9 protein-coding genes are annotated in these 13,133 nt (G+C 70.7%); all 9 read left to right on the forward strand.

Annotated features, from left to right (window positions below):
• The 9 genes from KF709_12515 to KF709_12555 all read left to right on the forward strand — a co-directional run bounded on the left by KF709_12515 (position 1) and on the right by KF709_12555 (position 13,102).
• On the forward strand, positions 1–981 hold the full coding sequence (locus KF709_12515) for a hypothetical protein (GenBank protein ID MBX3175232.1): 981 nt from the start codon (positions 1–3) through the stop codon (positions 979–981).
• On the forward strand, positions 978–1,823 hold the full coding sequence (gene rsmI, locus KF709_12520; GenBank protein MBX3175233.1) for a 16S rRNA (cytidine(1402)-2'-O)-methyltransferase: 846 nt from the start codon (positions 978–980) through the stop codon (positions 1,821–1,823). The genes KF709_12515 and rsmI overlap by 4 nt, the downstream gene beginning before the upstream one ends.
• Positions 1,823–2,488, forward strand: a complete 666-nt coding sequence (locus KF709_12525) for a DUF4159 domain-containing protein (GenBank protein MBX3175234.1) — start codon at positions 1,823–1,825, stop codon at positions 2,486–2,488. The genes rsmI and KF709_12525 overlap by 1 nt, the downstream gene beginning before the upstream one ends.
• 34 nt (positions 2,489–2,522) lie before the next feature.
• Positions 2,523–5,837: a hypothetical protein gene (locus KF709_12530; GenBank protein MBX3175235.1), complete on the forward strand. Its 3,315-nt coding sequence runs from the start codon at positions 2,523–2,525 to the stop codon at positions 5,835–5,837.
• Between the two features lie 47 nt (positions 5,838–5,884).
• A complete protein-coding gene (locus KF709_12535; GenBank protein MBX3175236.1) occupies positions 5,885–7,585 on the forward strand; it encodes a hypothetical protein in 1,701 nt (566 codons plus the stop codon).
• 9 nt (positions 7,586–7,594) lie between these two features.
• Positions 7,595–8,920 (forward strand): hypothetical protein, encoded by a 1,326-nt coding sequence (locus KF709_12540; GenBank protein ID MBX3175237.1) that lies wholly within the window; start codon positions 7,595–7,597, stop codon positions 8,918–8,920.
• Entirely contained in the window at positions 8,917–11,418 is a 2,502-nt protein-coding gene (locus KF709_12545; protein MBX3175238.1) for a hypothetical protein, read from the forward strand. Before KF709_12540 ends, KF709_12545 begins: the two co-directional genes overlap by 4 nt.
• A 172-nt stretch (positions 11,419–11,590) precedes the next feature.
• The gene (locus KF709_12550) at positions 11,591–12,202 is read left to right on the forward strand and encodes a fumarylacetoacetate hydrolase family protein (protein ID MBX3175239.1); all 612 of its coding nucleotides are present in this window, start codon (positions 11,591–11,593) and stop codon (positions 12,200–12,202) included.
• Between the two features lie 3 nt (positions 12,203–12,205).
• Positions 12,206–13,102, forward strand: coding sequence for a hypothetical protein (locus tag KF709_12555; GenBank protein MBX3175240.1), 897 nt, complete (start codon positions 12,206–12,208; stop codon positions 13,100–13,102).
• The last annotated feature ends 31 nt before the right edge of the window (positions 13,103–13,133 follow it).

Here is a 13,133-nt window from a genome sequence, read left to right on the forward strand (position 1 = left end):
ATGCCGGGAATCCGCGACGCCATCCGTTATCCCGCCAAGCGGGTCCTGTTGCAGAGGACTCGCTTGGCGTACGTGCATCTACGGAACCTGCTCACCGACGCCAAGCGCGACCGCGCGGCGCGCGTGGCCGGCTATGTGGCCTGCTGGCTCCCCGAGGAGCTGATCTGCCTCTACCTCGAGGAAGGCGAGGTGGTGAACGCCACCACCAGCAGCGACGGCTTCGCGTTCTCGCCCATCGCCATCAGTGATGCCATCGGCCGCGTGCCGACGGCCGCCGAGTATGGGAGCATCTGTTTCCACGAGGCGGACAACGAGCAGCTGGACCTGATGTACGCCTCGCAGACGCGCGAGCCGCTGCCTTGGCCGCGCGAGCTGGACGTCAGTACGCTCGACCCCATCATCTCGTACCTGCACGGCACGATGCACGACGGCGCCGTGGAGTTGATGGTGGACGGGATGGTGAACTTCGTGTCCGTCTCCAGCGGGCAGATATCGCGCGGCTACTTCGTGGACCCTCGGCCGGGCGAGCCGGTGGCGCTGATGCGCGGCTTGCTGCACGGTGGGGCGCACGCGACTCCGCCCGTGCTGCGCCTGTGGCCGACACCCGACCCCCTGCCGGCGCAGGCGTCGCCGGCGCTGATCCAGGCGTATCGCGAGCTCATGGGCGCGCTGACGGCGCGCTTGGAGAGCGCGGGCAAGGCGCACGCCAGCGAGGTGAGCGAGGGTGCGCGACGGGCCTTGGTGCAGAAGCACCCCACACTGGACCGCTTCTCGCCGGCGCTCGAGCGCCTCAAGGATCCGGTCACCGACGCCAACACGCTGACCAAGGCGATCGGCGCCTGGGTCGCGGACATTCTGTGGGCAGCGGCTCCCGACGACGTCACGCCTGAGGACCTGCTGCGCGAGCTCACCGCCTCGCGCCGCCACGTGTTCCAGTCGGCGGGTCTCTACGATGCCCTGCCGTGGAAAGTGAAGTGGTGAGCGGCGCGCTCACCGACGACAATCGCCCGGGCACTCTCTACATCGTCAGCACACCGATCGGGAATCTCGGGGACCTGAGTCCGCGCGCCGTGGACACGCTGCGCGCGGTGGCTGCCGTGCTCGCGGAGGACACGCGGCACTCGCGCGTTCTTTGCGAACGGTTTGAGATTAGGACGCCGTTGCTGGCCTACCACGAGCACAACGAGGCGCAGGCCACGCCAACGTTCATCGCGCGGCTGCAGGCGGGTGAATCATTGGCGCTGATCAGCGATGCCGGGACGCCGCTGCTCTCCGACCCCGGCGCACGCTTGGTGCGCGCGGCCATCGACGCCGGCATTCCGGTCTCGCCCGTACCGGGCGCCTCGGCGCTGCTCGCCGCACTGGTCGGCTCCGGGCTGGCCGCCGACCGCTTCACCTACCTGGGCTTCCTGCCGCGGAAGGGTGGGGAACGGCAGCAGATGCTCGGCCTCGTGGTCGGCTCGCCGCTCACGTCGGTGCTGTACGAAGCGCCCAACCGTGTGGCCGCCACGCTGGCCGATTTGGAGGCCGCCGGCGGCGGGGAACGAGCAACGGTCGTCGCCCGGGAACTGACCAAGCAGTATGAGGAGTTTCGTCGCGGAACGGTCCGCGAACTCGCTGCGTACTACGGGCAGCACGAGCCCCGGGGAGAAGTCGTGATCGTAATTGCCGGAGCGGAGGCGGCGCCCATCGACGAGGCGCAGCTCCGTCAGCGCGCCGCCACGCGGCGTGGGGAAGGCGCGTCCGCGCGGGACGTGCAGCGCGAGCTGCAGGCGCTCGGCGCGCCGCGCAATCTGGCCTACCGGTTGGCGCACGAGGATTGATGCGGTCCCGACTGCTTCTCCTGCTGCTGCTTGCCGTGACCCTTGGCGCGGGCTCTGGCCCCCGACTCACCGTCGCCCGGCTCCAGTACGACGGCGACGACTGGTACGCGAACCCGTCCAGCCTGCCGAATCTCATCCGCGCCATCCAGCAGCGCACCACGCTGGCGGTCGAGCCCACGGAAGTCCGGCTGACTCTCATGGACGAGCGGCTCTGGGACCACCCGTTCCTGCACATCACCGGACACGGCAACATCCGGCTGAGCGACGCCGAGGTGCAGCGCCTGCGCGAGTACCTGCTGCGCGGCGGCTTCCTGCACGTGGACGACAACTACGGACTGGACCAGAACTTCCGTCGCGAAATCGCCAGGGTGTTCCCCGACCGGGCGCTGGTGGATGTTCCGCTGGAGCATCCGATCTACCGCATCGTGTACCCGTTCCCGCAGGGCGTGCCGAAGATCCACGAGCACGACGGCAAGCCGCCGCGCGGACTGGGCATCTTCATCGGGGAGCGCTTGGCGGTCTACTACTCGCACGAGGCGGACCTGGGGAATGGCTGGGAGGACATCGGCACGTATCCCGAGGACCCGCCGGCGCTGCACGAGACGGCGCTGCGGATGGGCGTGAACCTGTTCGTGTACGCGGTGACCAGCGGGGTGGCGCGATGAGCGTTCGCCGTCGCGATTGCGTTGAGGTGGCACGATGAGCGTCCTCTCCGTCGTGCGCCGCGAAGCGGCTCGCTTGCGCCGGCTCGGTTTCATTCCGCGCCTGCTGCTGCCGATTGCGCTGCTGCTCGGCGCGCTGAGCGCCGCGGCCGGATGGTTCGACGGCGGCCGCTGGCTCACGCTGCCGGCCGCGACGCCGCTGCTCGTCTGGGTCGCGGCGATCGCCGCCGCCGTGGGATTCGGTGCGTTCCTCGCCCTGCGCCTCGGCCGGCGCGCCTCGCCGCACCACGTCGCAGAGTCCATCGAGACAGAGCAGGGCATGCGCCGCGGCGCCCTCACGGGCCTGCTCGAGGTTGCGCATACCGGCATCTTCGCCGAACACGCCGCCGAGTTGCTCGGCGCACAGTTGCGCGAGGCCACGCGTCGGCCGGCCCCGCGGTTGCGCCGCCGTATCCTGCGCGCGGCGCTGCTGTCGCTGTTTGCCTTTGCGCAGATCTTCACGCTGGCCTCTTCGTCCTGGGCGCGGCGCCCCGAGGGCTGGTCGGCGCTGCTGCATCCGATCGAGGCTTGGCGCGGTGCACTCGTCGCGCCCCTGCGCATCGCCGACGCGCCTGAGCGTGCGATGCGTGGCTCGGCCATCGACCTCGGCATCGAGGCGCCGGGGCGTCGCGTGGTGCAGATGCGCTGGCGTGCCACGGGCGGTGGCTGGCAGCAGGAGATGTTGCTCGTCGATTCCACCGGCCGCGCAGCACTGCGGATTCCCTCGGCCGATGCCGATCTCGTGGTGCTGGCCTCCGACGGCCGTGCGGGCAGCGACTCGATCGCCATTCGTGTCGTGGACCGGCCCTTCGTCGGAAACGTGACGGTGTTGGCCGAGTATCCGGCGTATCTGGAGCGCGCCCGCGAACGCCTGCCATCCGACGCACCGCTGCGCATCCCGGCAGGCACGCGACTCTCGATTGAAGGCAACGCCTCCGAGCCGCTCGCCGCCGTCGCGCTGCGCGGCGAGACGGCGCGCGTGGCGATGGTGGCCGATGGCTCGCACTTCCGCGGGGCGTTCACGCCGCGCGGGCGCGATGTCTACGCCTGGGACGTGACCAGCGCCGCGCAGCCGATCCTCGACGTGCCGCCGCCGCTGGACATCGAAGTGCTGCCGGACTCCGCGCCGCACGCCGACATCCTGTCGCCGACAGGTGAGCTGCTCGTCGAGCCCGACGTCGCGGTGCTTCTCGACTTGCTCGCGCAGGACGACAACGGCCTCACCGGCGTGTGGCTGCGACTGCGCAAGAGCGGCAGCGAGTCCGCGCCGCGCGAGATTCGCCTGAGCGACGGGCGCGACGCGCTCTGGAGCGGCTCGGCCGCGGCGGACCTCAGGCCCTTCCGCCTGCAGCCTGGCGACGCCGTGGAAGTTCAACTTGTCGCGCGCGACGCGGCGCCCGGTGCGCGTGAAGGCCTGAGCGCGCCGCTCACGCTGCGTGTGCCGACCGCGGATCAGGCCCGCGCCGCGGCACGTGCCGCCGCTGACGCCGCTGTTGGCGCGGCCGAAGCCGCCGCCGCCGCGCAGGCCGCGCTCGCCGAGCAGACCGCCAACGAGGCGCGCACTCGCGCCGACCGTGGCGCCAACGCCGAGAACCGCGACGCGCCACCGAACGCCCAAGGCCAGCAGCAGGGCGCGCAGAACGCGCAGCCCAATGCCAACGCGCCGCGTGAAGGCCTGAACTACGACAGCGCCGAACGCGCCCGCGACATCGCCGAGCGGCAGCGGCAGATGGCCAACCAGGTGGAGCAGCTCGAGGACGCGGCGCGCGAGCTCGAGGATCGCCTGCGCAGCGCCGGTGCGCTCGACAGCTCGCTCGCGCGCCAACTGCAGGACGCGCAACGGATGCTGCGCGACGCGATGACGCCGGAAATGATGGCGGCGATGGAGAACCTCGAGCAGTCTACGCAGGAACTCGACGGCCAGCGCACGCGCCAGTCGATGCAGCAGCTCGCCGAACAGCAGCGTCGCCTGCGCGAGACGCTGGAGAAGAGCGCCGAGATGCTCAAGCGCGCGGCGATGGAAGGGCAGATGCAGACCGTCGCCGACCAGAGCCGCGACCTCGCCGAGCGGCAGCGGCAGATGGCGGACAGTGCGCAGAGCCGTCCGCCATCGCCGGATCAGGCACAGCAGATGCAGCGCGAGGCGTCGGACCTCGCGAAGATGGCGCAGCAGTTGGCCGAGCGCCTGCAACAGGCCGGCGCGCAGACCGGCGCGCAGCAGATGCAGCAGGGCGCGGAGCAGGCGCAGCAGTCGGCGCAGCAGATGCAGCAGGCGGGACAGGATCCCAACGCCGCCGCGCAGGCCGCGCAGTCAATGGAGAAGGCCGCCGACGCGATGTCCGATGCGCGTCGCCAGCAGGTCGGCGAATGGAAGGCCGAGCTGACCGAGGCGCTCGACCGTTCGGTGCAGGAGATGCTGCAGATGGCCCGCGAGCAGGACGCGCTGGCCGACCAGGCGCGTGGCGAGCAGGATGCCTCGCAGATGCGCGGGGCGCAGTCGGCGCTGCAGCAGGGCGTGCAGGCGGCGCAGCAGCGTCTCGAGGAGGAGAGCCGTCGCTCCACGCTGGTCACGCCGCGCACGCAGGAGCTGATGGATCGCGCCGAGCAGCGCGCGGCGCAGGCCACACGCGATGCGGCCGAGGGTCGCCGCGGGCAGACCGAGCAGGCCATGCGCGAGGCCGCCGATGCCCTACGACAGGCCGCCGCGCAGCTCACGCGCGATCGCGAGCGCGCCGGTTCGGCGCGTTCCGCTACCGGTATCGCTGAACTGTTGGAGCAGCTGCAGCAGTTGGCGCAACAGCAGGGTGGGCTCAACAACCAGATGCTGAGCCTGCTGCCGATGGCGCAGCGCCAAGGCGGCGCGTCGCAGATGGATGCGGCCACGCGCGAGCAGGCGCGGCAGTTGGCCCGCGCGCAGCGGGATGTGGCGCGGCAGCTCGACGACGTTGCCGACGCCGACCCCACGGGTCGCGCCGAGGAGATGGCGCGCGAGGCGCGTGCGCTGGCGCTCGCGCTGGACCAGGGCGCGGTGGATCCCGCCACGCAGGCGAGGCAGGAGCGGCTCTTCCGTCGGATGCTCGATGCGGGTCGCTCGCTGGAGCAGGACCAGCGCGACGAGAGTGCCAGGCGCGAGGCGCGGGCCGCGCGGACCACCGAGAGACTGCGCCCCAGCGGCGACGGCAAGGGTGAGCCGGGCGAGCGCTACGCGGTGCCGAGTTGGGACGAGCTTCGAGGGTTGAGTGCGGAGGATCGCCGACTGGTGATCGAGTACTTCCGGCGCCTCAACGCCGCGGCCACCGCGGGTCGGCCGTGAGGCGTTGGGGGATGTGGAAGGCGGCGCGTTGCGTCGCGAGTGCCTCTGTGCGTTTGCCTGTGAAGGCTGGTGCGTTGTTGCGTTGTGCGGCTCTGACCATTGCAGCACTCGCCTCTCTCTCCTCGACGTCCCGCGCGCAGACACAGCAGGACGCCGCCGGCACGCTGATCTCCAAGGCCATTGAACACGAGAACGCCGGCCGCCTGCTCGACGCCGCGAACGCCTGGAAGGAAGTCGTCGCCTCCGGCGCGACACTCTCCGGGATGCTCGGCCTCGAGCGCACGTATGCGATGATGGGCGAGGAAGCCGAGCTGCTGCCGCTGCTCGACTCGCTGATTCCCATCACGCCGAGCGAGCCGCAGTTGCGCTCGGTGCAGCTGCGCACCCTCCTCGCGCTGGGCCGCGACATTGATGCGCGGAAGGCCTTCGCGGCCTGGCGCGACCTGCGGCCGGGCGACGTTACGCCCTACCGCGATTACGCACGCGTGCTGCTCTACAACAATCGCACGGCCTCGGCGGACTCGGTGCTGCGCGAGGCGGCCGGCGCGCTGGGCAATACGCGATCGCTGCTACTGGAGTCCGCACAGCTGCGTGCCGCGCTCGGACGATGGGGCGAGGCCGCCGAGGCCTGGCGCGAGACGATGCGCGACCAGGCGTACTACGAGTCCGCGACCGTGTTCTCGCTGCAGGGCGCGCCGTCGGACTACCGCGATGCCATCCGCCGCGAGCTGACGGTGACGGACGCCCCGTTGGGCGCGCGGCAGGCGTTGGCGCTGCTGGAACTCAGCTGGGGCGCGCCGCGCGACGGGTGGCGCGTGCTGGCCGAGCTGCCGGCCTCGGACACCGTCGTCGCCGTCTGGCGCGCTTTTGCCGAGGAAGCCGAGCGCGCGCAGGCCTGGGCCGCGGCGCGCGATGCGTTGGTGGCAGTGCAGGGCGCCAAGCCCGACGCCGCCATCGCCAAGCGCGGGGCCACGGCTGCGCTGCGTGCCTCGGATGCGACGACCGCGCTGCGCCTCGCGCAAGTCGCGCGGCAGCCCGGCGCCATCGACGAAGAATTGCTGGGCATCGAGCTCGACGCACTCGCCCGACTTGGCCGCGCCACGGACGCTGAGCGTGCGCTGGCAAACTCTGGCTTGAATTCCGAGGGCCAGCGCCGCTACGCCCGCACGGTGGCCTGGGCCTGGATCCGCGCCGGCGACGTGCCCAAGGCGCGCGCCGCCTTGGCCGGTGCGCCGCTCGACGCCGAGGATGCCGTCGCCGGATGGCTGGCGCTGTTCGATGGCGACCTGGCCGGCGCCCGTGTGGCATTGCGCAACGGCGATCTGAGCGCGGCCGAGGCCGTGAATGCGCTGGCATTGCTCTCGCGCACCACGGCGACACGCTCGGTCACCGTGGGTCGCGCCTTCCTCGAACTCGCGCGCGCCGACACCAGCAAGGCGGTCGCTGCCTATCTCGAGGCGGCCGGCGAGCTGGCCGAGGCCGCGCCCCTACTCGTGACGATGGCCGCGCGCCTGGAAACCTCGCGCCGCGCCGACGCCCGTGCGCTGCCGCTGTGGTCCAAGGTCGCGCTGGAGCACTCGAGCGCACCCGAGGCCGCCGAGGCACGGCTGGAGTGGGGCCGCATCCTCGTGCGCGGCGGCGATACGCGCGGCGCGCGCGAGCAGTTCGAGGAGTTGATCATCACCTACCCGCGCTCGGCGCTGGTGCCGCAGGCGCGGCGCGAGCTGGACGCGCTGCCGCGCGCTTAGCTTTCTGTGATGCTCGCTCGCTCTCGAAACGTCTGTAGCACCGGCCTTGCGCAGAGGTCGCGTCTGGCCCGATTCACGCGGTTTGTCGCGGCCGGGCTCGTCAGCGCGGTGCTGGCGGTTGCGCCCCTCCGCGCGCAGCACCTCCTGCTGCCGATGGACGAGTCGCAGACCAACCATCTCAAGGCCTACGGCGTCACCTTCTCGGCGCTCACCGAAGGGATGCGCAGCGAGTGGCTGCTCAACTTCCGCGGCGGCAGCTTCCTGCTGCTCGACACGCCGGCCATCCGCCGCGCGGCGCTGCTCGCCGGCGTGACCTTCGAGGCGCTGGACGGCAACGCCCTGGCGGCCGTCCGCCGGCAGATCAACGACGGCAACATGGACGCCGTGCCGCTGGAGCGTGCGCCGCGCATCGCCGTGTACTCGCCGCCGCAGTCGATGCCCTGGGACGACGCCGTCACGCTGGCGCTGACCTATGCCGGCATCCCGTACCAGACCATCTGGGATGACGACGTCATCACGACGGACCTCTCGCAGTTCGACTGGATCCATCTGCACCACGAGGACTTCACGGGCCAGCAGCACAAGCTCTACCTCGGCTTCCGTGACGCACCCTGGTACGTGCAGGCCCGCGAGCGCGATCTGCAGACCGCGCGCAAGTACCAGATGCGCGACATCCCCGAGTTGAAGAAGATGGTCGCGGAGCGGCTGCGTGCCTTCGTGGAGCGCGGCGGCTTCCTCTTCGCGATGTGCGGCGCGACGGAAACGCTTGAGATGGCCGTCGCCGGCTTCGGCGTGGACATCGCGGCCGCGCAGACCGACGGCACGCCGATGGACCCGGCGGCGGAGTCCAAGCTCGACTGGACGCGCACCTTCGCCATCCAGGGCGCGCACCTGGAGTATGGCGGCGGCGTGAACGCGATGAGCGACATCGACGGACACCAGGTGAATGTGCCGTCGCGGCGCCAGCCGCTGGGCACCTTCTCGCTGTTCGGCTTCTCCGCCAAGTTCGATCCCGTGGCCACGATGCTCGTGCAGAACCATCGCGCCGTGCTGCGCGACTACTACGGCGTCACGACTTCCTTCACGCGCAAGACGCTGAAGCCGGGTGTCACCATCCTCGCGCACGAGGAAGGCGCGCCCTGGGTGAAGTACATCCACGGCTCGTACGGGCGCGGCAGCTTCACGTACCTGGGCGGGCACGACCCCGAGGATCCGCAGCACAGCATCGGCGCGCCGCCGACGGACCTGGCGCTGCACCCCAACTCGCCGGGCTATCGGTTGATCCTCAACAACGTGCTCTTCCCGGCGGCCAAGAAGAAGCCGCTCAAGACGTGACAGGGGAGACCGGGCGCCTGACGCCCGGTGCCCAAGCCGCCGTCCGCTCCGCCATCCGCCTCGCCGGCGGGCGCGAAGTGTGCTTCGTCTGCACGATCAACGACGAGGGCGTTGTGCAGTCGGCGCGCGTGGTGGCCCGCGGCGATGTCTCAAGCGTGCTGGCATTGCCGGGCTTCGCCAATCGCGGCGAGCTGCTGCTGCACAACCACCCGAGTGGCTGGCTGGAGCCGTCCGATGCCGACCTCGCGGTGGCGGCCAAGCTGCACGATGATGGCATCGGCTTCGCCATCACGGACAACGAAGGCGCTCGGCTCTATGTGGTGGTCGAGGTCCCACGGGCCGCCAAGGTCGCTGCACTCGCGCCGGGCGACGTGGCCGGCGCGCTCGGTCCCGACGGCCCGATCGCCGCGCATCTCAAGCGCTACGAGGACCGGCCAAGCCAGCGCGAGATGGCGCGCATCGCCGCACAACTGTTCACCCGCGGTGGCGTGGGGCTGATCGAGGCCGGCACGGGCGTGGGCAAATCACTGGGCTACCTGGTGCCGGCGCTGCGATGGGCCGCCGAGAGTGGCGAGCGCACGGTGGTGTCGACGAACACCATCACGCTGCAGGAACAGCTCACGAGCAAGGACCTGCCCTTCCTGAAGGAAGCGCTCACGGACCAGGACGTGCGCTTCGCGCTGCTCAAGGGCTGGCGCAACTACCTCTGCCTGCAGCGGCTTGAGCAGGCGCGCGCGCAGGCGCCGGTGCTCTTCGATGACGACGCATCTTCCGCGGATCTCGCGATGCTCGAGGCCTGGGCCGAGAAGACCAAAGACGGGTCACTGGCCGACCTGACGAGCCCACCGCGCGGTGAGGTCTGGGACGAAGTGGCGGCGGAAGGCGATTTGTGCACGCGACTCAAGTGTCCGCACTTCGACAAGTGCTTCGTGTTCAAGGCGCGGCGTGCGGCGGCGCAGGCGGACGTCGTGGTGGTGAACCATCACCTGCTGATGGCCGACATCGCGGTGCGGCGGGCTTCGGGCCGCTGGGACGAGGCGGCGGTGCTGCCGGCCTACAAGCGCTTGGTGATTGATGAGGGTCACCATCTCGAGGACGCGGCCGCCGCGCACTTGGGGCAGACGGTCTCACGCCGCGGCCTCGAGCGGCTCTTCGCACGGCTCGAGCGCCGCGGCAAGGGCCTGCTGCCGGCGCTGGAACGCAAGCTTGCGTCGGGCTCGGATCTCTACAGCGTCGCGAGTCTGGACCTGTTGCGCGCGCGGCTCGTGCCTTCGCTCAACACGGCGCGCGAGAAGTCGCAGCAGCTCTGTGACCTGCTCACCGAATGGATGCGTGATCGCAGCGATTCCGTGGTGCGGCTGACGGAAGCCTTCGACGATGAGCCAATCTGGAAGGCGGGGCTCGACGTGGCGCTGGACGACCTGCTGGCCGAGGTCGAGCTCTTGGCTGACGGCCTGCGGATGGTGCGCGAGCGCCTGGAATCCGACGAAGGCCGCGCCGAGGAGCTGGCGCCCTTCCTGAACGAAGTGCGCGGCGTGACGCGCCGCCTGCAGACGGCGGGCGACGCGCTGCGCTCGGCGCTGCGCCCGAGCCGCGAGGGCGCGCCGAAGGTGCGATGGTTGGAGCTACGCGGCTCAGGCGAGCGCAACGTGGGCGCCACGTCGGTGCCGCTGGACCTGGCCCCGATCCTCCGCGAGGACCTCTTCCGCCGCGTGGAGACGGCGGTGGTCACGAGCGCGACGCTGGCCGTGGGCGACGGCTTCGACTTCATCACGAAGCGCCTCGGCCTGGACGACGAGGAGTTGGAGCCGGTGACGGCCTCGCTGGCCTCGCCCTTCGACTACCCGCGTCAGGCGATGCTTCTGATCCCCAGCGACTTCCCGGCGCCGAACGCGGACGGGGCGGGGCACTTCAAACGCACGGTGGCGGCAGCGCAGGACTTGATCGAAGCCGCCGAGGGCGGGGTGTTCCTGCTCTTCACGAGCCACCGTGACGTGCGCGAGGCGGCGTCGGCGCTCCGGGCGGCGGGCGTGGAGTCCAAGTACCCGCTGCTGGTCCACGGCGAGTCCGCGCGCGACGAACTCCTGCGCCGCTTCCGCGAGCACGGCGACGCGGTCCTGATCGGCACGGCGAGCTTCTGGGAGGGCGTGGACGTCCCCGGCCGTGCGCTGCGCGGGATGGTGATCGGCCGGATCCCCTTCCGCGTCCCGACGGAGCCAATCACGGCGGCCCAGTGCGAGGCCATCGAGGCCGCCGGCGGCGACCCCTTTGGCCAATACATGATCCCGCACGCGGCCCTGCGCCTCAAACAGGGCTTCGGCCGCCTGATCCGCACGGCTTCGGACCACGGCGCGGTCATCATCTGCGACCCGCGCGTGGTAACCAAGTCCTACGGCCGCCGTCTAACCGAAGGTCTGCCTCCCGCGACTCGTCTCCAAGGGCCCTGGGCCATGCTTCGGGACGAGCTTCGGGCGTTCTATCGCTTGGATAGAAACTGAATGCCACAGAGGCACAGAGACACAGAGAACCACAACGGCCTTCAAGGGGGTCCCCTGGACAGATCCCCGCGGCGCGGACCCCCCAAGAGCAGTTGCAGTCCTCTGTGTCTCTGTGCCTCTGTGGCCAGCAGTTAGCAAACTCTCCCGGCCGAACAGGGTAAATTCACCGTCAATGAGACCGAGCAAAATCGTCTGCGCCGGACGCAACTATCGCGAGCACGCCAAGGAACTCGGCAACGAGGTCCCGGCGGCGCCGCTGATCTTCTTGAAGCCGCCGAGCACCGTGATCCAGAACGGTGACGCCATCGTGCTACCGGCGGACGCCGGACGCGTGGATTTTGAGGGCGAGATCGGCGTTGTCATCGGCTCCAAGATCCGGAAGGCCACGGCTGAAGAAGCCGCCGAAGCCGTGCGAGGCGTCGTGGCCGTGAACGACGTCAGCGCGCGCGATTGGCAGAAGGCCGACGGCCAGTGGTGGCGCGCCAAGGGGTCCGACAGCTTCTGCCCCATCGGGCCCGAGAAGCAGGGCCGCGTCGACCTCACGGCACTCGAGGTCGTCACCCGGCTCAACGGCGAGGAAGTGCAGCGCGGCCACGCCCGCGAGATGGTCTTTCCCATCGCCGAGCTCATTGCCCACATCACCACCGTGATGACCCTCGAGCCCGGTGATGTCGTGCTCACGGGCACCCCCGCCGGCGTGCGCGCGCTCTCGCCCGGTGATGTCGTCGAGGTCGAGGTGCCGGGCTGGAGCAAGGTGTCCAACCCCGTGAAGGCGGACGAGTAGGCAATGGCCAAGAAGCGCATCCAACTGCTGCCCAAGCGGCGCTCCGGGGATCCCCGGGCGTCCGTGGCGGCGTTGGTCGCGCAATTGATGCTCCTCGCCATCCTCGTGCCGGCCTTCCTGGTGCCCGTGGCGCTCGATTTCCTGCGTGACGATGCTGGCGGGGCCATCATCCCCGAGCGCATCAGCTTCCAGGTGATCTTGCCCACGGAGGGTCCGGCCGAGCGACGGCCTGCGCGCGCGGGTGGCGACGGACGCGAGGCCACCGAGACGCCCGCCGAGGCGCCGCCCATCGTGGCACCGACCAATGTGCCGGGCAGCGTGCCGGTCACGCCGCCGAGCACCGAGGACCGCGGCGGCAGCGGCCCCATCATCGGGGGCGGCGGTCCGCTGCAGGGCATCCAGCCCTCGTTCACCGACCAGCGGCTCTGGGTGCAGCACGGCAACGAGATCGTCTCGCCCATCGTGCCGATGACCCGCGCCGACACGCTGCGCCAGATGCTCGCCGAGCGGATCTACTACCTCGACGACTCCATCGCGCGGCTCGGGGGCGATGACGAGCGGCGGCCCGGCGACTGGACCTTCGACCTCGGCGGTCGCAAGTACGGCATCGATCGCGGCATGATCCGGCTCGGGCGATTCTCGCTGCCCACCGCGGCGCTCGCGATGCTGCCGCTCAACGTGCAGGCCAATCCGATTGCGATGGAGCGCGCGCGGCGGCTGGAGTCGATGCGCGCGGAGATCCAGTCGCAGGCGCTGCGGGCGATGCGTGAGGACCAGTTCTACGCGGCGGTGCGGGCGTTGAGAGAGCGCAAGGAGCGCGAGCGGCGCGAGGCGCAGGCGCGGGGCGAGGAACCGCCGCCGAGCACGCCGCCGCCTTCGACGGTTCCGGGTCGACCGTAAGCGGTTCGCCGCGCCAATCCGATCGCGGCAC

This window comes from Gemmatimonadaceae bacterium, assembly GCA_019637445.1.
Classification (GTDB): domain Bacteria; phylum Gemmatimonadota; class Gemmatimonadetes; order Gemmatimonadales; family Gemmatimonadaceae; genus Pseudogemmatithrix.

Coding starts and splice junctions, on each gene's coding strand:
- KF709_12525 (MBX3175234.1), top strand. CDS start 1,823: ATGCGGTCCCGACTGCTTCTCCTGCTGCTGCTTGCCGTGACCCTTGGC.
- KF709_12550 (MBX3175239.1), top strand. CDS start 11,591: ATGAGACCGAGCAAAATCGTCTGCGCCGGACGCAACTATCGCGAGCAC.
- KF709_12515 (MBX3175232.1), top strand. CDS start 1: ATGCCGGGAATCCGCGACGCCATCCGTTATCCCGCCAAGCGGGTCCTG.
- KF709_12530 (MBX3175235.1), top strand. CDS start 2,523: ATGAGCGTCCTCTCCGTCGTGCGCCGCGAAGCGGCTCGCTTGCGCCGG.
- KF709_12555 (MBX3175240.1), top strand. CDS start 12,206: ATGGCCAAGAAGCGCATCCAACTGCTGCCCAAGCGGCGCTCCGGGGAT.
- KF709_12540 (MBX3175237.1), top strand. CDS start 7,595: ATGCTCGCTCGCTCTCGAAACGTCTGTAGCACCGGCCTTGCGCAGAGG.